At 65.5% G+C, this 18856-nt stretch carries 15 protein-coding genes and 2 pseudogenes; 11 read left to right on the plus strand and 6 right to left on the minus strand.

The window, feature by feature from the left end; all coding sequences use genetic code 11:
* Nucleotides 1-146: 146 nt before the first annotated feature.
* Nucleotides 147-1439 carry an aromatic ring-hydroxylating oxygenase subunit alpha gene (gene gbcA, locus JZZ72_RS21425; protein ID WP_210015113.1) on the minus strand — a complete coding sequence of 431 codons (1293 nt, stop codon included), beginning with the start codon at nucleotides 1437-1439 and terminating at the stop codon, nucleotides 147-149.
* Nucleotides 1440-1721: 282 nt separating this feature from the next.
* Between gbcA and gbcB the strand changes: the two genes are divergently transcribed.
* Entirely contained in the window at nucleotides 1722-2822 is a 1101-nt protein-coding gene (gbcB, locus tag JZZ72_RS21430) for a hybrid-cluster NAD(P)-dependent oxidoreductase (protein ID WP_210015114.1), read from the plus strand.
* On the opposite strand, the gene JZZ72_RS21435 is transcribed toward gbcB, so the two are convergent.
* From JZZ72_RS21435 to JZZ72_RS28335, 4 genes and pseudogenes are all read right to left on the minus strand, one after another.
* Nucleotides 2819-3664 carry a nitrilase-related carbon-nitrogen hydrolase gene (locus JZZ72_RS21435; protein ID WP_078480831.1) on the minus strand — a complete coding sequence of 282 codons (846 nt, stop codon included), beginning with the start codon at nucleotides 3662-3664 and terminating at the stop codon, nucleotides 2819-2821. The genes gbcB and JZZ72_RS21435 overlap by 4 nt on opposite strands.
* Nucleotides 3661-5082 carry a purine-cytosine permease family protein gene (locus JZZ72_RS21440; protein ID WP_236066311.1) on the minus strand — a complete coding sequence of 474 codons (1422 nt, stop codon included), beginning with the start codon at nucleotides 5080-5082 and terminating at the stop codon, nucleotides 3661-3663. The genes JZZ72_RS21435 and JZZ72_RS21440 overlap by 4 nt, the downstream gene beginning before the upstream one ends.
* 381 nt (nucleotides 5083-5463) lie before the next feature.
* Nucleotides 5464-6336: a methyl-accepting chemotaxis protein gene (locus JZZ72_RS28330; RefSeq protein WP_404940729.1), complete on the minus strand. Its 873-nt coding sequence runs from the start codon at nucleotides 6334-6336 to the stop codon at nucleotides 5464-5466.
* Nucleotides 6319-7128 (minus strand): annotated as a pseudogene (locus JZZ72_RS28335) (MCP four helix bundle domain-containing protein); the annotation flags it as partial. The gene JZZ72_RS28330 and the pseudogene JZZ72_RS28335, both read right to left, overlap by 18 nt.
* 239 nt (nucleotides 7129-7367) lie before the next feature.
* On the opposite strand from JZZ72_RS28335, the gene JZZ72_RS21450 reads away from it, so the two are divergent.
* The 4 genes and pseudogenes from JZZ72_RS21450 (at nucleotide 7368) to JZZ72_RS28345 (ending at nucleotide 9994) form a co-directional block, all read left to right on the plus strand.
* Nucleotides 7368-7598: a hypothetical protein gene (locus JZZ72_RS21450; RefSeq protein ID WP_043863630.1), complete on the plus strand. Its 231-nt coding sequence runs from the start codon at nucleotides 7368-7370 to the stop codon at nucleotides 7596-7598.
* Nucleotides 7595-7897 carry a cell division protein ZapA gene (locus tag JZZ72_RS21455; protein ID WP_043863631.1) on the plus strand — a complete coding sequence of 101 codons (303 nt, stop codon included), beginning with the start codon at nucleotides 7595-7597 and terminating at the stop codon, nucleotides 7895-7897. The genes JZZ72_RS21450 and JZZ72_RS21455 overlap by 4 nt, the downstream gene beginning before the upstream one ends.
* Before the next feature lie 204 nt (nucleotides 7898-8101).
* A pseudogene (locus tag JZZ72_RS28340) lies at nucleotides 8102-9133 on the plus strand (HAMP domain-containing protein); the annotation flags it as partial.
* Nucleotides 9134-9289: 156 nt separating this feature from the next.
* Entirely contained in the window at nucleotides 9290-9994 is a 705-nt protein-coding gene (locus JZZ72_RS28345; RefSeq protein WP_408004350.1) for a methyl-accepting chemotaxis protein, read from the plus strand.
* Between the two features lie 84 nt (nucleotides 9995-10078).
* Here JZZ72_RS28345 and JZZ72_RS21465 read toward each other — a convergent pair whose 3' ends face one another.
* Nucleotides 10079-11122 (minus strand): threonine aldolase family protein, encoded by a 1044-nt coding sequence (locus tag JZZ72_RS21465; RefSeq protein ID WP_043863633.1) that lies wholly within the window; start codon nucleotides 11120-11122, stop codon nucleotides 10079-10081.
* 177 nt (nucleotides 11123-11299) lie between these two features.
* On the opposite strand from JZZ72_RS21465, the gene glyA reads away from it, so the two are divergent.
* The 6 genes from glyA (at nucleotide 11300) to purU (ending at nucleotide 18793) form a co-directional block, all read left to right on the plus strand.
* Nucleotides 11300-12553 carry a serine hydroxymethyltransferase gene (gene glyA, locus JZZ72_RS21470; RefSeq protein ID WP_054916001.1) on the plus strand — a complete coding sequence of 418 codons (1254 nt, stop codon included), beginning with the start codon at nucleotides 11300-11302 and terminating at the stop codon, nucleotides 12551-12553.
* Between the two features lie 15 nt (nucleotides 12554-12568).
* Nucleotides 12569-13819 carry a sarcosine oxidase subunit beta family protein gene (locus JZZ72_RS21475; protein ID WP_043863635.1) on the plus strand — a complete coding sequence of 417 codons (1251 nt, stop codon included), beginning with the start codon at nucleotides 12569-12571 and terminating at the stop codon, nucleotides 13817-13819.
* Nucleotides 13820-13832: 13 nt separating this feature from the next.
* Nucleotides 13833-14162: a sarcosine oxidase subunit delta gene (locus tag JZZ72_RS21480; RefSeq protein ID WP_058541806.1), complete on the plus strand. Its 330-nt coding sequence runs from the start codon at nucleotides 13833-13835 to the stop codon at nucleotides 14160-14162.
* Entirely contained in the window at nucleotides 14159-17176 is a 3018-nt protein-coding gene (locus tag JZZ72_RS21485) for a sarcosine oxidase subunit alpha (RefSeq protein ID WP_058541807.1), read from the plus strand. Before JZZ72_RS21480 ends, JZZ72_RS21485 begins: the two co-directional genes overlap by 4 nt.
* A gap of 130 nt (nucleotides 17177-17306) precedes the next feature.
* On the plus strand, nucleotides 17307-17939 hold the full coding sequence (locus JZZ72_RS21490) for a sarcosine oxidase subunit gamma (RefSeq protein ID WP_043863638.1): 633 nt from the start codon (nucleotides 17307-17309) through the stop codon (nucleotides 17937-17939).
* On the plus strand, nucleotides 17936-18793 hold the full coding sequence (purU, locus tag JZZ72_RS21495; protein WP_043863639.1) for a formyltetrahydrofolate deformylase: 858 nt from the start codon (nucleotides 17936-17938) through the stop codon (nucleotides 18791-18793). Before JZZ72_RS21490 ends, purU begins: the two co-directional genes overlap by 4 nt.
* Nucleotides 18794-18856 lie beyond the last annotated feature (63 nt).

An 18856-nucleotide genomic window follows, 5' to 3' on the forward strand; every position in this document is an offset into this window, starting at 1 on the left:
CAGTAGGGGCTGGGGTTTGCGGGGGTTGGTCAAAATTTGTACAGCTGGCACCGGCCTCATCGCGGGTCAAGCCCGCTCCCACAAGATCTACGCGGCCCTTGTGGGAGCGGGCTTGACCCGCGATGGGCCGCAAAGCGGCCCCAGTATTACTGCGCCGCCACACCTTTGAGATACGGCGCCGGCGCCGCGCCCAGGTTGCTCAGCATCCGCTCGCTGTACCAGTCCACGAAATTCACCACGCCAAACTCGTAGGTTTTCGAATACGGCCCCGGCTGATACGCCGTCGAGTTGATGCCGCGCTGGTTCTCTTCGGCCAGGCGCCGGTCCTGGTCGTTGGTTGCGTCCCACACCTGGCGCATGCGTGCCGGGTCGTAGTCCACGCCCTCAACCGCATCCTTGTGCACCAGCCACTTGGTGGTGACCATGCTCTCCTGGGCACTGATCGGCCATACCGTGAACACGATGATGTGATCACCCATGCAGTGGTTCCACGAATGCGGCAGGTGCAGGATGCGCATCGAGCCCAGGTCGGGGTTTTGGATGCGCCCCATCAGTTTCTGGCAGCCCAGCTTGCCGTCCAGGGTCATCGACAGCGTGCCCTTGAGCAGGGGCATGCGCACGATACGGTTGCGCAGGCCGAAGCTGGCATGCGCATAGGGGATCTTCTGCGCGTCCCACGCCGCAGCGCTGGCCGCCACGTGATCCTTGAACGCCTGGTCGGCGCGCGGGTCGGTGACGTCGTCCCATTCGAGCAGGGTCTTGAGCAGCTCCGGGTGCGAGGCGTTGCAGTGGTAGCACTCGCGATTGTTCTCCAGCACCAGCTTCCAGTTGGCCTTTTCCATCAGGGTGGTCTGCACCGCCACCTTGGTGTTCTCCATGTCGTAGGGCTCCATGTAATGGGCCAGGGTGGCGAGGAAGTCATCGATCGCCGGCGGGTTGTCGGCCAGGCTGACGAAGATGTAGCCACCGGCGGTCTTTACGTTCACCGGCTTGAGACCGTACTGCTGCATGTCGAAGTCGTCGCCCATCTCGGTGCCGGCGAACAGCAGCCGCCCGTCCAGCTCGTAGGTCCACTGGTGGTAGTGGCACACCAGCTTGGCCACCTTGCCCTTGTCGCTGGTACACAGGCGCGAGCCACGGTGGCGGCACACGTTGTGGAAGGCATGCACCTTGCCCTCGGCACCGCGGATCACGATGATCGGGTTCTTGCCGATCTGCAGGGTCAGGTAGTTGCCCTTGGCCGGGATCTCGCAGGTCATGCCTGCAATCAGCCATTCCTTGTGGAAAATCTCCTGCATGTCGATCTGGAACAGCCGCTCATCGGTGTAGAAGGGTTGCGGCAGCGAGAAGGTGCGCTCGCGGGTCTGCAGCATGTCGGCGGTGGCCTTGCGTGCAGCGTCCAGTGGGTCGCCCAGGCTCAAGGTTGCGGTGACGTCCATCGTTCAGGTCCTCATGGCCCGTGCGGGCCGCGAAAGTGGCTAATCGTTCGTGTGGCGACGCAGGGCTCAGACAGCAGGTTGATGTGCGATGGAGTGTGCGTTCGCCCGCGCCGGCAACCATGCCCATGGGCGACATGGCCAGATCCGTTCCCGACGCGCGAGCCCTTGTGGGCGGGGGCTGGTCGCGATAAGTACGCCGATGTCGCGAACAGGAATGTGCGCCGCCTGCACCTTGCGCATCATCGTCGCCATAACAGGCCCCGATCGGCCGCGGAGACGAGCATGTCGAACAACTTCCTCAACCCGGTGACCACTCAGACCTGGGCCAACGGCCGGCATACCGTGCGCTGCGTCAAGGTCATTCAGGAAACCTGGGATGTGCGCACCTTCTGCTTCATGGCCGACCAGCCGATCCTGTTCTTCTTCAAGCCCGGGCAGTTCGTGACCCTGGAGCTGGAAATCGACGGTCAGCCGATCATGCGCTCGTACACCATCTCCAGCTCGCCCTCGGTGCCCTACAGCTTTTCGGTGACCATCAAGCGCGTACCCGGCGGCAAGGTTTCCAACTGGCTGCACGACACCCTGCATGAAGGCCAGGAGCTGGCCGTGCACGGGCCGGTGGGGTTGTTCAACGCGATGGACTTCCCCAGCCCCAGGGTGCTGTACCTGAGCGGCGGGGTGGGCATCACCCCGGTGATGTCCATGGCGCGCTGGTTCTATGACACCAATGCCAATGTCGACATGGTGTTCGTGCACAGCGCGCGTTCGCCCAAGGACATCATCTACCACCGCGAGCTGGAGCACATGGCCTCGCGGATCGACAACTTCAGCCTGCACATCATCTGCGAGAAGCATGGCCTGGGCGAGGCATGGGCCGGTTATCGCGGCTACCTGAACCAGAAGCTGATGGAGCTGATCGCGCCCGATTACCTGGAACGCGAGATCTTCTGCTGCGGGCCTACGCCCTACATGAACGCGGTCAAGCGCATGCTCGAAGCCAGCGGCTATGACATGCAGCGCTACCATGAGGAGTCGTTCGGCGCCACGCCGCCCGAGGCCAAGGCCGATGCGGTAGAGAACGCCGAGCAGGCCGCCGAGGCCGCCGAAGTGGACGTGGCCGACCAGCACCAGGTGGAGTTCACCGCCAGCGGCAAGAGCATCCGCGTGTCGCCGGGCGAGACGGTGCATGCGGCAGCCGCCAAGCTCGGGCTGATGATCCCCAAGGCCTGTGGCATGGGTATCTGCGGCACCTGCAAGGTGCTCAAGCTGGGTGGCGAGGTGGACATGGAGCACAACGGCGGCATCACCGAGGACGACGAGGCCGAAGGCTATATCCTGTCGTGCTGCAGCGTGCCGCGCGGTGACGTGCGCATCGAGTTCTAGTCGCGCAGCAGCTCGTGGTACAGCGCAGGGCGCCGGTCGGCCAGCACGTGGTTGTGGTCGCTGATCTGCTTGTCCAGTGCCTGGCCCAGCCTGATGTCGGCCAGCAGCAGCTGCTTCTTGCCGACACGCTTGCCGCCCTTGAGCACATAGCCGTCGGCATCGGTGAGGGTCGAACCGCCCACCCAGCCAACCCCGCGCTCCTCGCCACAGCGGTCGCAGGCAATGACGAACAGCCGGTTCACCGAGGCGCTGGCCTGAACCCGGATGACCTCGGCCGGGCGCTGGAAGCCGGGCCGGGAGGTGTCCGGCCAGTTCACCGGTGCGCACAGCAGCTGGGCACCGCGCAGCGCCGCCAGGCGCACCCATTCGGGAAACTCCAGGTCGTAGCAGATCATCATGCCGATGCGCCCCAGGTGGGTGTCCACCACCGGCGGCGGCTCGCTGCCGGGGGTGAAGATCTGCGTTTCGCGGTCCCACAGGTGGGCCTTGCGGTAGAAGGTGCGTCGGCCGTCGGGCTCGATCAGCACCGAGCTGTTGGCCACCTGGCCGTCGGGCAGGCGCTCGCAGAAGCCGCCCACCACGATGATCTGGTACTTGGCGGCCTGCCGGGCCCAGGCCTCGAGGGTCGGCCCGTCACGGGGCTCGGACAGCGCGTGGGCCTCTTCGCGGTCGTAGAACGCATAGCCGCTCTGCGCCAGCTCGGGCAGTACCAGCAGTTGCGCGCCGCGCTCGGCGGCCTCGGCGATGGCCACCCGGGTACGGTCGAGGTTGTAGCTTGGATTGGCAATGGTCGGCGCCAGCTGGTAGCACCCGACACGCACGGTTTGCGGGGATGGGGTCATGGCTGCGGCGCCTTGCGCTCGGCGACCGGGGGCGGCGGGGTGCCGCGCAGGTGGCGCATCAGGAGCCAGTACAGCAGGGCCGAAACGATGAAGCCGGGAACGAAGGCCAGGTCGGCGCCGGACAACGCCACCGCCACCGGCCCTTGCACGCCGGCCAGCGACACGAAGGGCAGCATCGCCAGCAGCCCCCCCAGGTAGGCCAGGATGCCGGCCCAGGCCCACTGGCCGTATTCGCCCGCCGGGTCGAACATGGCCGGGATCACGTAGTTGCCTTTGCGCAACAGGTAGTAGTCGGTGAGATTGATTGCGCTCCAGGGCACCAGCACATACAGCATCAGTTGCAGGAACAGGTTGAAGCTGTCGAGGTAGCTGTTGGGCAACGCGATGGCGGTGAGGTACACCACCGCGCCAATGCCGCCCAGGCCCAGGGCACGCCCGGCCAGCCCCGGCGCCAGCGGGCGAAACGCGGTGATCGCGCTGATGCCGGTCAGCAGCGCGCCGTAGCAGTTGACGGCCATGATGCCCACCAGCGCCGGCACCGCCATCAGGATCGCGAAAGTGCCGAAGCCGGGCAGGAAGCGGTTGCCCAGGTGTTGCAGGCTGCTGATGGCTTCGGGCGCCACCACTGCCGAGGCTACCAGTGCGCCCAGCGACATCAGCCACACCGCAGAGCCTGCGGCGCCCAGATAGGTCCATAGCACCACCTTGCGCGCCGAGGTGCTGGGCGGCAGGTAGCGCGAGTAGTCCGAGACATACACCGAGTAGCTGATCTGGTAGCCGGCGGCGGCCGACAGCTGGATGAGAAAGCCCGACCAGGAAAACTGCAGCTGGCGCTGAACGGTGTCGGCCTCCAGCAACAGCAGCGCTGCCAGGGTGAGCAGGCCGAACACGCCGATCAGCAGGTAGGTGAGCCAGCGCTGCACGGTGTGCAGCAGGTCGTGCCCGACCACGGCGATCACCACGGCCACCGCGATCAGCATCGCGTACCAGAAGGCATCGCTGCCCGGCAGCACAGTGGTCAGCGCATCGGTGGCCAGGATCACGTTGAACACGTTGAAGCCGATGTACACGCACACCACCGCCATGAACGGCAGCACGGCGCCCCGCAGGCCGAACTGGGCACGGGACTGGATCATCTGTGGCAGGCCAAGGCGCGGGCCCTGGTTGGCATGCAGGGCCATGCACAGGGTGCCCAGGGCCACCCCGAGCAGGATCGCCAGCACCGCCTGCCAGGCGGCCAGACCCAGGGCGGGCCCGACGAAGCCGGTGACCATGGTGGTGAGTACGAAGTTGCCGGTGAACCAGAAGGGGCCCAGGTGCCAGGCCTTGCCGTGACGCTCGTCAAGGGGCACCGGGTGGATGGTACGGGTTTCTATCTTCAGGCCTGACGTTTCAGGTGCAGGTGCCGCATTGTTCATGGCGTTCCCAGGCATTCGGGCGAAAGTTTCAATGCTGATGAGGTTAGATGAAGCTGCAACTAACGGAACAACGACACACTTTCAGCGAGCGCGCAGGTACTTGCCTGAAAGTGTCTGTAATGTCCGATGTAGAGCCATTCTGATTTGTAAACTGGTATTTATGCCAGTCTGCAATGCGGGGAGGTTATTGCGAAAAGTTATCGTGCGGCGTGAGGTTTTTGATGCTGAAGTTAAAGTGCAGTGAATATTCCTACTTAATATTAGGAATAGTTTGTGAGCAACTTTAGATAAGTCTGACGAGATAGTGTTTTCGACGGCGAGCGGGGCCGATCGAAAAAAACCGGGCGCCCGGCGCGCACTGCGCCGGGGCCCGGTGGCGACCTACACGCTGAAGCGTGCGACCAGGCCGTTCAGGCCCACCGCCAGGCGAGACAGTTCGGCACTCGCGGCGCTGGTCTGGTGCGCCCCGGTGGCCGACTGCACCGACAGGTCGTTGATGTTCACCAGGTTGCGGTCCACTTCGCGGGCCACCTGGGCCTGCTCTTCGGCGGCGCTGGCGATCACCAGGTTGCGTTCGTTGATTTCGGCCACCGCGGTGGTGATGGTCTCCAGCGACAGGCCGGCGCCGCGGGCGATGCTCAGGGTCGACTCGGCGCGTTCGGTGCTGTGGCGCATCGAGTTCACCGCCTGTTCGGTACCGCCCTGGATGCTGCCGATCATGCGCTCGATTTCGCTGGTCGACTGCTGGGTCCGGTGGGCCAGGGCGCGCACTTCGTCGGCGACCACGGCGAAGCCGCGCCCGGCTTCACCGGCACGCGCTGCCTCGATGGCGGCGTTGAGGGCCAGCAGGTTGGTCTGGTCGGCCAGGCCGCGGATCACATCGAGCACCTTGCCGATGTCACGCGACTCGCCGGCCAGGTTGCCGATCAGCTCGGCAGTACCCTGCACGTCGGCACTCATGCGCTCGATGGCGCTGACGGTCTCCATGACCAGGTCGCGACCGTCGCCGGCCGAGCGGGTGGCCTGCTTGGACGCCTCGGACGTGCTCACCGCGTTGCGTGCCACTTCTTCCACCGCGCTGGTCATCTCGGTGACGGCAGTGGCGGCCTGCTGGATCTCGTTGTTCTGCTGCTGCAGGCCGCGTGCGCTTTCGTCGGTGACTGCATTCAGCTCTTCGGCCGCCGAGGCCAGCTGGGTGGCGGAGCCGGCAATCTGCTGCAGGGTGTCGCGCAGCTTGTGCTGCATCTTGCCCATGGCGTGCAGCAGGCGCGCCGCTTCGTCGGTACCGGTGGTGTTGATCGGTTTGGTCAGGTTGCCATCGGCGATCAGCTCGGCCGCCTGCAGCGCTTCGTCGATCGGCTTGACGATGCTGCGGGTGAGCAGCAGCGCGCACAGCAGGGTCAGTGCGGTGGCGGCCACCAGCAGCACGATCACCAGGGTGAAGGCCGTGTCGTATTGCGTGGCGGCGGTCTGGTTGGTCACACGGGTCTGATCGGTGTTGATCTTGACCAGGCGATCGGTGACTGCGCTGATCTGCTCGGAGTTGTCGAGCAGGTCGTGGTTGATCAGGCTGCGCAGTGCTTCCACATCACCGGCCTGCGACAGGCTTACCATGCGGTTTTCGAGCTGGCGGTACTGGTTGAGCAGCTGCACGTACTGGTTGTACGCGCCCCGTTCCTCGTCGCCTTCGATCAGTGGCTCGTAGGCCCGGCGCGCTTCGTCGATCTGGGCATTGCGCTTGGCCAGCAGTTGCACGGTGTCCTGCAGGGTGGCGGCTTCGCGGTTGAGCAGCAGGCGGTAGGACAACGTGCGCAGGCGCAGGGTGAGTTGGGTGAGCTGGTCGAGGTTGGTGATGCTGGGCACGCTGATCTGTTCGATGGCTTCGCCGGCCTTGCGTATCTGCCCCATCTGGTTGAGGGCAAAGATGCCCAATGCAAGCATCAGGGCGCCGATCAGCGAAAAGCCCAGAAGTGCGCGCGGGGCGATGTTCATGTTACGTAATGACATGGTTTTATCCGGCAGGGAATAGGAATGCGCGCGGTCCATGCGTCGTGGGGCAACTCTTATTGCCTATCGGTCAAAGCAGGGCAGACTTGAGGGGGCATGTAACTAAATGTGAACCACCGGTCATTTTTTTTACCCCGGCATCCGACCAAGCGCTGGAACCGGTTGCCGATCGACGGGTCAATCTGCACCCGGTCGAGGCTCTGGCCCCGATATCCCTGGCGAGTGCGGTGAGATTTCTTTATCGTGTGCGCCCCCTGAAAAACCGTGAGAACGCAATCATGCTGGAAACATCCCTGAGTCAACTGGAGCAACTGGTCAACGACCTGGTGCAGAAGAACCTCGACCTGGCCGAGCGCAACGCGCAGCTGAGCGACGAACTGGCCCAGGCCAAGGACGAGAACGAAAGCCTGCAACTGAGCCTGATGGAGCAGGAAGAGAAGCAAGGTGCAACCGCCGCGCGTATCCAGGCGCTGGTTGAACGTGCCGGTGGCGGCGCCGTTACCGCATGAAGACCACCGCGCAGTCGATCAATGTCGTGTCGATAATGGGCAATGACTATTCGATCAAGGCCCCTGAAGGTCAGGAGCAGACCCTGGCGCAGGCGGTGCAGATGCTCAAGGCCTCCCTGGCCGATACCAAGCGCAAGTACCCGTCGCTGATCGGCGACAAGTTGCTGGTGCTGGCCGCCCTGAACCTGTGCTCGCAGCAGATCGAACTGCAACAGGCACATCAGGAAGCCCTCGACCGTTATCAAGAGCAAGTCAGCGCCACGGTCGACGTCATTGCCCGGACAATCGGCAACAGCTGATTTCCCCCTCGCGTGCATTCCCTCTTTACTGTGCTGGCTCACTGACCCCTGGGGGCAGTGAGCGGCCCGAGTGTGGCTGACTGCTAGCATTGTATTTTCTGTTGTATACAATTGGCCTGGTGTTTGCGGTACACGGCTGGTTTAACTCAGGGGAAATTCATGCAGTTCTGGCGGCGCAGTATCCAGTGGCAATTGATCGCAAGCATGGGCGCGGCCCTGGTGGCGAGCATTCTGATCGTGGTTGGTATCTACACCGTGGCGGTCAATCGACTGACCGAGCGCTACCTGGTGGAGACGGCGCTGCCGGCGAGTATCGAGGCCATGCGCAACGATATCGAGCGTATGTTGGGCCGGCCTCTGACGGCGGCGGCCGACATTGCCAACAACACCCTGTTGCGCGACTGGCTGGCAGCGGGGGAGCCCCCCGAACAGGCCGGTGCGTTCGTCGAGTATCTGGAGTCGGTGCGTGTGCACAACCAGGCGTTCACCGCGCTGTTCGCCGCCACGCGCAGCAATCACTACTACAACCAGGGCGGTCTGGACCGCACCTTGAGCCGCGACAACCCGAAGGACTCGTGGTTCTTCGGGTTCATCGACAGTGGCAAGCCGCGCCTGCTCAATATCGACACGGACATCAGCAGTGGCGACCTGGCGCTGTTCATCGACTTTCGGGTGGAAAAAGCCGGCCAGCTGGTGGGCATTGCCGGGCTGGGCCTGCGCATGACCGAGTTGTCCCAACTGATCCACGACTTCAGTTTCGGTGAGCGCGGCCGGGTGTTCCTGGTGCGCGGCGATGGACTGATCCAGGTGCACCCGCAGTCCGAGTTCAGCGGCAAGCGCCAGTTGGCCGAGCAGATCGGCGAAGGCGCCGCCCAGCGTGCGTTGACCCCGCACGAGGGCCTGCAGCAGAGCCGCTTCGAGCGCGATGGCGAGACCTACCTGGCCCTGAGCCTGCCGCTGCGCGACCTGAACTGGACGCTGGTGGCCGAGGTGCCCGAGGCGCAGATCTACGCCCAGGTGAACCAGGCCGTGTGGCTCACCAGCCTGATCGGCGCGGCGGTGGCGTTGCTGTCGCTGCTGCTGGTGGTATGGCTGGCGCGCGGCATCGTGCGCCCGCTGCGCCGGGTGACCGGTGCGCTGACCGCGATTGCCCAGGGCGGTGGCGACCTGACCCAGCGCCTGGACGAGTCGCGGGCCGATGAACTGGGCGACCTGGCCCGGGGTTTCAACCGTTTTCTGGACAGCCAGCGCGACCTGATCGGCGAGGTGCTGCGCACCACCGAGCACCTGCGCAGCGCCGTGGGGCAGGTGAGCGCGGTGGTGGAGGACACCGCCGGGCGCTCCCATCGCCAGCAGGAGATGACCGAGATGGTGGCCACTGCCGTGCACCAGATGGGCCTCACCGTGCAGGACATCGCGCAGAATGCCGGCCAGGCCGCGCACGCCTCGCAGACCGCGCGCACCGAAGCGTTGCAGGCGCGCGAGGTGGTGCAGCGCTCGATTGCGCACATCGAAGGCATGTCGGGCGAGATCGGCGCGGCGGCCAGTGCGGTTGGCCAACTGGCGCAGGAGGTGGCGTCCATCGACGAGGTGCTGGCGGTGATCCGCAGCATTTCCGAGCAGACCAACCTGCTGGCGTTGAACGCGGCGATCGAGGCGGCGCGGGCCGGGGAGATGGGCCGTGGCTTCGCTGTGGTGGCCGACGAGGTACGTACCCTGGCCCAGCGAACCCAGGTGTCCACCGACGAGGTGCAGCAGATGATCCAGCGCCTCAAGCAGGGGGCGGGCAGCGCGGTGGCGTCGATGCAGGCGGGGCAGGCGGCGACCGGCACCGGCGTGGCGTCGAGCCAGCAGACCGGAGCGTCGTTGACCACCATTACCGGGCAGGTGGAACACATCACCGACATGAACCTGCAGGTGGCCACGGCCACCGAGGAGCAGTCGGCGGTGACCGAGGAGATCAACCGCAACGTGCAGGGGATTTCCGACCTGGCGCGCCAGACGGTGGCGCAGGTGGAGGCGTGTCGGGTGGATTGCCAGGCGTTGCGCGGGCTGGCTGATGACCTGGCGCGGCAGATGGGTGGGTTCAGGCTCTAGATCAGAGTGATTGCTTCGCCGGCAAGGCCGGCTCCTACAGGTTGGCGGTGTCTGTAGGAGCCGGCCTTGCCGGCGAAGGGGCCATCAGCGACCCAGCGTTACCGCACGAATATCCGCCGCCAGCTCGCGCACCCGTGCCTCGTCGGTGTCCCACGAGCACATGAACCGTGCGCCGCCGCTGCCGATGAAGGTGTAGAACCGCCAGCCCTTGGCGCGCAGCGCTTCCAGTGCCGGCTCCGGCATCTGCAGAAACACCCCGTTGGCTTCTACCGGGAACATCAACTGCACCGCCGGGATGTCCGCCACCAGCCCGCTGAGCAACTGCGCGCAGTGGTTGGCGTGCTGCGCATGGCGCAGCCACGCACCGTCTTCGAGCAACCCCACCCACGGCGCCGACAGAAAGCGCATCTTCGACGCCAGCTGCCCGGCCTGCTTGCAGCGGTAGTCGAAGTCTTCGGCCAGCTTGCGGTTGAAGAACAGGATCGCCTCGCCCACCGCCATGCCGTTCTTGGTGCCGCCAAAGCACAGCACGTCGATGCCGGCCTTCCAGGTCAGTTCGGCCGGCGAGCAGCCCAGGAACGCGCAGGCATTGCTGAAGCGCGCGCCGTCCATGTGCAGGTTCAGGCCCAGCTCCTTGCAGGTGGCGCTGATCGCCTTGAGCTCTTCGGGCCGATACACGCTGCCCACTTCGGTGGCCTGGGTGATGGTTACCACGCGTGGCTTGGGGTAGTGGATGTCCTGGCGCTTGAGCGCCACTTCGCGGATGGACTCCGGCGTAAGCTTGCCGTTTTCGCTGCGGGCGGTGAGCAGCTTGGAGCCGTTGGAGAAGAACTCCGGCGCGCCGCATTCGTCGGTCTCGACGTGGGCGGTCTCGGAGCAGATCACGCTGTGGTAGCTCTGGCACAGGGACGACAGGGCCAGGGAGTTGGCGGCGGTGCCGTTGAAGGCGAAGAACACCTCGCAGTCGGTCTCGAACAGTTTGCGAAAGTGGTCGGAGGCCTTGGCGGTCCACTGGTCGTCGCCGTAGGCGCGTTCGTGGCCCTGGTTGGCCTTGTCCATCGCCGCCCAGGCTTCGGGGCAGATGCCGGAATAGTTGTCGCTGGCAAATTGCTGGCTTTGTTCTGTCATTGCACTGTCCTGTGGTCGACGCAGGCAAGCACTCTAAACCAACTATCAAATCGCCGACTACAAGGGCCATGTCGTAAACGCACCTTTGCGTGGCGTGCGCAGGCATCTGGACGGCCCGCGCCAGCCCTACCATCGCAGCCAAAGGGCGCTGTCCATGCCACTGCCGGGAGAGATGCGATGTTCACCAAGCACGACCAGATCCAGGGTTACGACGATGCACTGCTGGCGGCGATCAACGCCGAGGAACAGCGCCAGGAAGACCACATCGAACTGATCGCCTCGGAAAACTACACCAGCAAGCGCGTGATGCAGGCCCAGGGCAGCGGCCTGACCAACAAGTACGCCGAAGGCTACCCGGGCAAGCGCTACTACGGCGGCTGCGAGCACGTGGACAAGGTCGAGCAACTGGCCATCGATCGTGCCAGGCAGCTGTTCGGCGCCGACTATGCCAACGTCCAGCCGCACTCCGGCAGCCAGGCCAACGCCGCGGTGTACCTGGCCCTGCTGCAGGCCGGCGACACCGTGCTGGGCATGAGCCTGGCCCACGGCGGCCACCTCACCCACGGTGCCAAGGTCAGTTTCAGCGGCAAGCTGTACAACGCCGTGCAATACGGCATCGATACCCGCACCGGCCTGATCGACTACGACGAGGTCGAGCGCCTGGCCGTCGAGCACCAGCCGAAGATGATCATTGCCGGGTTTTCGGCCTACAGCAAAACCCTCGATTTCCCACGCTTTCGCCAGATCGCCGACAAGGTCGGCGCCTACCTGTTCGTCGACATGGCCCACGTCGCCGGGCTGGTCGCGGCGGGCCTGTATCCCAACCCGCTGCCCTATGCCGACGTGGTCACCACCACCACCCACAAGACCCTGCGTGGCCCGCGTGGCGGGCTGATCCTGGCCAGGGCCAACGAAGCGCTGGAAAAGAAACTCAACGCCGCGGTGTTCCCCGGCGGGCAGGGCGGCCCGCTGATGCATGTGATCGCGGCCAAGGCGGTGTGCTTCAAGGAGGCCCTGGAGCCCGGCTTCAAGGCTTACCAGCAACAGGTGATCGACAACGCCCGGGCGATGGCTGCGGTATTCATCGAGCGTGGTTTCGACGTGGTGTCCGGTGGCACCGACAACCACCTGTTCCTGGTCAGCCTGATCCGCCAGGGCCTGACCGGCAAGGACGCCGATGCCGCCCTGGGGCGCGCCCACATCACCGTCAACAAGAACGCCGTGCCCAACGACCCGCAGTCGCCGTTCGTCACCTCGGGCCTGCGCATCGGCACCCCGGCCGTCACCAGCCGTGGCTTCAAGGTGGCCCAGTGCACGGAGCTGGCCGGCTGGATCTGCGACATCCTCGACCACCTGGGCGATGCCGATGTCGAGGCCGACGTGGCCAGGAGCGTGTCGGCACTGTGTGCGGATTTTCCGGTTTACCGCTGAGTGGAGTAACAGACCATGCAACGCTATTCGGGCTTCGGCCTTTTCAAGCACTCGCTCAGCCACCACGAGAACTGGCAGCGCATGTGGCGCACGCCCACCCCGAAGAAGGTCTACGACGTGGTCATCGTCGGCGGCGGCGGGCACGGCCTGGCCACCGCCTACTACCTGGCCAAGGTGCACGGCATCACCAATGTGGCGGTGGTCGAGAAGGGCTGGCTGGGCGGCGGCAACACCGCGCGCAACACCACCATCGTGCGCTCCAACTACCTGTGGGACGAGTCGGCGCACCTCTATGAGCACGCGATGAAGCTCTGGGAGGGGTTGTCCCAGGACATCAACTACAACGTCATGTTCTCCCAGCGCGGGGTCTACAACCTGTGCCACACCCTGCAGGACATGCGCGACTCCGAGCGCCGGGTCAGCGCCAACCGGCTCAACGGCGTGGACGGCGAACTGCTGAACAGCAAGCAGGTGGCCGACGAGATTCCGCACCTGGACTGCTCCAGGAACACCCGTTATCCGGTTCTCGGCGCCACCGTGCAGCGGCGCGGCGGCGTGGCGCGTCACGATGCCGTGGCCTGGGGCTATGCGCGTGCCGCCGATGCCCTGGGCGTGGACCTGATCCAGCAGACCGAGGTGATCGGCTTTCGCAAGGAAAACGGCGCGGTGGTCGGCGTCGAGACCAACAAGGGCTTCATCGGTGCGCGGCGCGTAGGCGTGGTCACCGCCGGCAACTCCGGGCACATGGCCAGGCTGGCCGGCTTTCGCCTGCCCATCGAGTCGCACCCGCTGCAGGCACTGGTGTCCGAGCCGCTCAAGCCGATCATCGACAGCGTGATCATGTCCAACGCGGTGCACGGCTACATCAGCCAGTCGGACAAGGGCGACCTGGTGATCGGCGCCGGCATCGACGGCTGGGTGGGTTACGGCCAGCGCGGTTCGTACCCGGTGATCGAACATACCCTGCAGGCCATCGTCGAGATGTTCCCGATCCTGTCGCGGGTGCGCATGAACCGCCAGTGGGGCGGCATCGTCGACACCACCCCGGACGCCTGCCCGATCATCTCCAAGACCCCGGTGGCTAACATGTTCTTCAACTGCGGCTGGGGCACTGGCGGTTTCAAGGCCACGCCGGGCTCGGGCCACGTGTTCGCCGCAAGCCTGGCCACCGGCGAGATGCATGCACTGGCCAAGCCGTTTTCCATCGACCGTTTCCATAACGGCGCCCTGATCGACGAGCACGGCGCTGCCGCTGTCGCCCACTAACAGGAGACACTCCATGTTGCACATCTTCTGTCCCCACTGCGGCGAACTGCGCTCCGAGGAAGAATTCCATGCCGCCGGCCAGGCCCACATTCCGCGCCCGCTGGACCCGAGTGCCTGCACCGACGAGCAGTGGGGCGACTACCTGTTCTTTCGTGACAACCCGCGCGGCCTGCACCACGAGCTGTGGATCCATGCCGCGGGCTGCCGCCAGTACTTCAACGCCACCCGCGACACCGTGACCTACGAGATTCTCGAAACCTATCCGATTGGTGCCAGGCCCCAGGCGCGCGCCCAGGAAAACGTCCCGCAGCTGGCTGTCACCGGCCAGGGAGAAAAGGTATGAGCCAGCGCTATCGTCTGCCCAACGGCGGTCGTATCGACCGCAGCCAGGTCCTCGACTTCACCTTCAACGGCCAGCGCTACCAGGGCTACCAGGGCGACACCCTGGCCGCCGCGCTGCTGGCCAATGGCGTCGACATCGTGGGGCGCAGCTTCAAGTACTCGCGCCCACGCGGCATCATCGCCGCCGGCAGCGAAGAGCCCAACGCGATCCTGCAGATCGGTGCCAGCGAGGCCACCCAGGTACCCAACGTGCGCGCTACCCAGCAGGCGCTGTACGCCGGCCTGGTGGCCACCAGCACCAACGGCTGGCCCAGCGTGAACACCGACGTGATGGGCATCCTCGGCAAGGTCGGCGGCAAGCTGATGCCGCCGGGGTTCTACTACAAGACGTTCATGTACCCGCAGTCGTTCTGGATGACCTACGAGAAGTACATCCGCAAGGCCGCGGGCCTGGGCCGTTCGCCGCTGGAAAACGACCCGGACAGCTACGACTACATGAACCACCACTGCGATGTGCTGGTGGTGGGCGCAGGCCCCGCCGGGCTGGCTGCGGCACTGGCAGCCGGGCGCAGCGGGGCGCGAGTGATCCTGGCCGACGAGCAGGAGGAGTTCGGCGGCAGCCTGCTCGATACCCGCGAAACCCTCGACGGCCAGCCCGCCGCCGAGTGGGTGGCCAAGGTGATCGACGAGCTGCAGGGCATGCCCGAGGTCACCTTGCTGGCGCGGGCCACGGTCAACGGCTACCACGACCACAACTTCCTCACGATCCACCAGCGCCTCACCGATCACCTGGGCGACCGCGCACCCATCGGCCAGGTGCGCCAGCGCATGCACCGTGTGCGCGCCGGGCGTGTGGTGCTGGCCACCGGTGCCCACGAGCGGCCGCTGGTGTACGGCAACAACGATGTGCCGGGCAACATGCTCGCCGGCGCGGTATCTACCTACGTGCGCCGTTATGGCGTGGCGCCGGGGCGCAAGCTGGTGCTGTCGACCAACAACGATCACGCCTATCGCGTGGCGCTGGACTGGCACGACGCCGGGCTCAAGGTGGTCGCGGTCGCCGATGCGCGGCACAACCCGCGTGGCTCGCTGGTGGAGGAGGCACGTGCCAAGGGCATTCGCATCCTCACCTCCAGCGCGGTGATCGAGGCGCGCGGCAGCAAGCATGTGACGGCAGCGCGGGTGGCGGCCATCGACGTGGCCGCACACCAGGTCACCAGCCCCGGCGAATGGCTGGACTGCGACCTGGTGGCGACATCGGGCGGCTACAGCCCGGTGGTGCACCTGGCTTCGCACCTGGGCGGCAAGCCGCTGTGGCGCGACGACATTCTCGGCTTCGTGCCCGGCGACGCGCCGCAGAAGCGCGTGTGCGTGGGTGGCGTCAATGGCGTGTTCGCCCTGGGCGATGCGCTGGCCGACGGGTTCGAAGGCGGCGTGCGTGCGGCCACCGAGGCCGGTTTCAAGGCAGTGGAGGGCGTTCTGCCCAAGGTGCTGGTGCGTCCGGAGGAGCCTACCGTTGCGCTGTTCCAGGTGCCCCATGACCGCAACACCGCGCGGGCACCCAAGCAGTTCGTCGACCAGCAGAACGATGTGACTGCGGCCGCCATCGAACTGGCCACCCGCGAAGGCTTCGAGTCGGTGGAGCACGTCAAGCGCTACACCGCGCTGGGGTTCGGCACCGACCAGGGCAAGCTGGGCAACATCAACGGGCTGGCGATCGCCGCACGCTCGCTGGGCATCGGCATTGCGCAGATGGGCACCACCATGTTTCGCCCCAACTACACGCCGGTGACCTTCGGCGCGGTGGCCGGGCGCCATTGCGGCCACCTGTTCGAGCCGGTGCGCTTCACCGCGCTGCATGCCTGGCATGTGAAGAACGGCGCCGAGTTCGAGGACGTCGGCCAGTGGAAGCGCCCGTGGTATTTCCCCCGCGGCGGCGAAGACCTGCAGGCGGCGGTGGCCCGTGAATGCAAGGCGGTGCGCGACAGCGTCGGCCTGCTGGATGCCTCGACCCTGGGCAAGATCGACATTCAGGGCCCGGACGCCCGTGAGTTCCTCAACCGCATCTACACCAACGCCTGGACCAAGCTCGACGTGGGCAAGGCGCGCTACGGCCTGATGTGCAAGGAAGACGGCATGGTTTTCGACGATGGCGTGACCGCGTGCCTGGGCGACAACCACTTCCTGATGACCACCACCACCGGCGGCGCGGCGCGGGTGCTGCAATGGCTGGAGATCTACCAGCAGACCGAATGGCCAGAGCTGAAGGTGTACTTCACCTCCGTCACCGACCACTGGGCCACGCTGACCCTGTCGGGGCCCAACAGCCGCAAGCTGCTGGCTGAAGTGACTGACATCGACCTGGACAGGGACGCCTTCCCGTTCATGAGCTGGAAGGAGGGCCTGGTGGGCGGGGTGCCGGCGCGGGTGTTCCGCATCTCGTTCACCGGCGAGCTGTCGTATGAAGTGAACGTGCAGGCCAATTACGCGATGGGCGTGCTGGAGCAGATCGTCGCCGCCGGCAAGCCGTACAACCTCACCCCCTATGGCACCGAGACCATGCACGTGCTGCGCGCCGAGAAGGGTTTCATCATTGTCGGCCAGGACACCGACGGCTCGATGACCCCGGACGACCTGAACATGGGTTGGTGCGTGGGGCGCACCAAGCCGTTCTCGTGGATCGGCTGGCGCGGCATGAACCGGGAAGACTGCGTGCGCGAGAACCGCAAGCAGCTGGTGGGGCTCAAGCCGGTGGACCCGAGCCAGTGGTTGCCCGAGGGCGCGCAGCTGGTGCTGGACCCCAAACAGCCGATTCCGATGGATATGGTGGGGCACGTGACCTCGAGCTACGCGAGCAACTCGCTGGGCTATTCGTTTGCCATGGGGGTGGTCAAGGGCGGGCTCAAACGCATGGGCGAGCGGGTGTTTTCGCCGCAGGCCGATGGCAGCGTGATCGAGGCCGAGATCTGCGCCTCGGTGTTCTTTGATCCGAAGGGTGAGCGGCAGAACATCTGATGGTTGCAGGAGCAGCCTTGCTGGCGAAGCGACCACCGCGCACCGGGTTGCAACCGGGTCGCGGGCTTCGCCGGCAAGGCCGGCTCCTACAAAGAGATCACAGCACTACTGAATTCAAGGCAGGTATGTAATGAGCGCAATCAACGTCTACCCGCAACGCCCCGAGACTGACGCCAGGGCCGAATCACCCCTGCATCACGCCGACCTGCCCAGCCTGGTCGGCAAGGGCCGCAAGAACCCCGGCGTGACCCTGCGCGAGAAGAAGTTCCTCGGCCACCTGACCCTGCGCGGCAACGCCCACGACCCGGCTTTCGTCAGCGGCGTGCAACAGGCGTTGGGCCTGGAACTGCCGGTCGCACTCACCGTGGTCGCCAGCGGCGAGACCTCGCTGCAGTGGATGGGCCCCGACGAGTGGCTGCTGATCGTGCCCGGTGGCGAGGAGCTGGCCGCCGAGCAGAAGCTGCGCGAAGCCCTCGACGGGCAACACATCCAGGTGGTCAACGTCAGCGGCGGACAGACCCTGCTCGAACTGAGCGGGCCCAGGGTGCGCGAGGTGCTGATGAAGTCCACCAGCTACGACGTGCACCCCAACAACTTCCCGGTGGGCAAGGCGGTGGGCACGGTGTTCGCCAAGTCCCAGCTGGTGATCCGGCGCACCGGCGAGGACACCTGGGAGCTGCTGATCCGGCGCAGCTTCAGCGACTACTGGTGGCTGTGGCTGCAGGATGCCTGCGCCGAACATGGCCTGAGCATCGCCTCATGAGCCGTGCGCCGGACACCTGGATCCTTACCGCCGACTGCCCCAGCCTGCTGGGTACGGTGGACGCGGTGACGCGCTACTTGTACGAGCAGCAGTGCTACGTCACCGAGCATCATTCGTTCGATGACCGGCTGTCGGCGCGGTTCTTCATACGGGTGGAGTTTCGCCAGCCCGAGGCATTCGACGAGCAGGCCTTTCGCGCAGGCCTGGCCGCCCGTGGCGAAGCGTTCGGCATGACCTTCGAGCTGACTGCGCCCAGGCACCGGCCCAAGGTGGTGATCATGGTGTCCAAGGCCGATCATTGCCTCAACGACCTGCTGTACCGCCAGCGCATCGGCCAGCTGGCGATGGACGTGGTGGCGGTGATTTCCAACCACCCGGACCTGGAGCCGCTGGCGCACTGGCACCGCATCCCCTATTACCACTTTGCCCTCGACCCGCAGGACAAGCCGGCGCAGGAGCGCAAGGTGCTGCAGGTGATCGAGGCGTCCGGCGCCGAGCTGGTGATCCTCGCGCGCTACATGCAGGTGCTGTCGCCGGAGCTGTGCCGACGCCTGGATGGCTGGGCGATCAACATCCATCACTCGCTGCTGCCGGGGTTCAAGGGCGCCAAGCCGTATCACCAGGCCTACAACAAGGGCGTGAAGCTGGTGGGGGCCACGGCGCATTACATCAACAACGACCTGGACGAGGGCCCGATCATTGCCCAGGGCGTGGAAGCCGTGGATCACAGCCACTACCCTGAAGACCTGATTGCCCGCGGGCGCGATATCGAATGCCTGACGTTGGCGCGGGCGGTGGGGTATCACATCGAGCGGCGGGTGTTTTTGAACGCCAATCGCACGGTGGTGCTGTAGCGGGCGCATCGCGGGTCAAGCCCGCTCCCACAGGGACTGTGGGAGCGGGCTTGACCCGCGATG

This window comes from Pseudomonas palmensis (assembly GCF_017848315.1).
Taxonomy (GTDB): Bacteria; Pseudomonadota; Gammaproteobacteria; order Pseudomonadales; family Pseudomonadaceae; genus Aquipseudomonas; species Aquipseudomonas palmensis.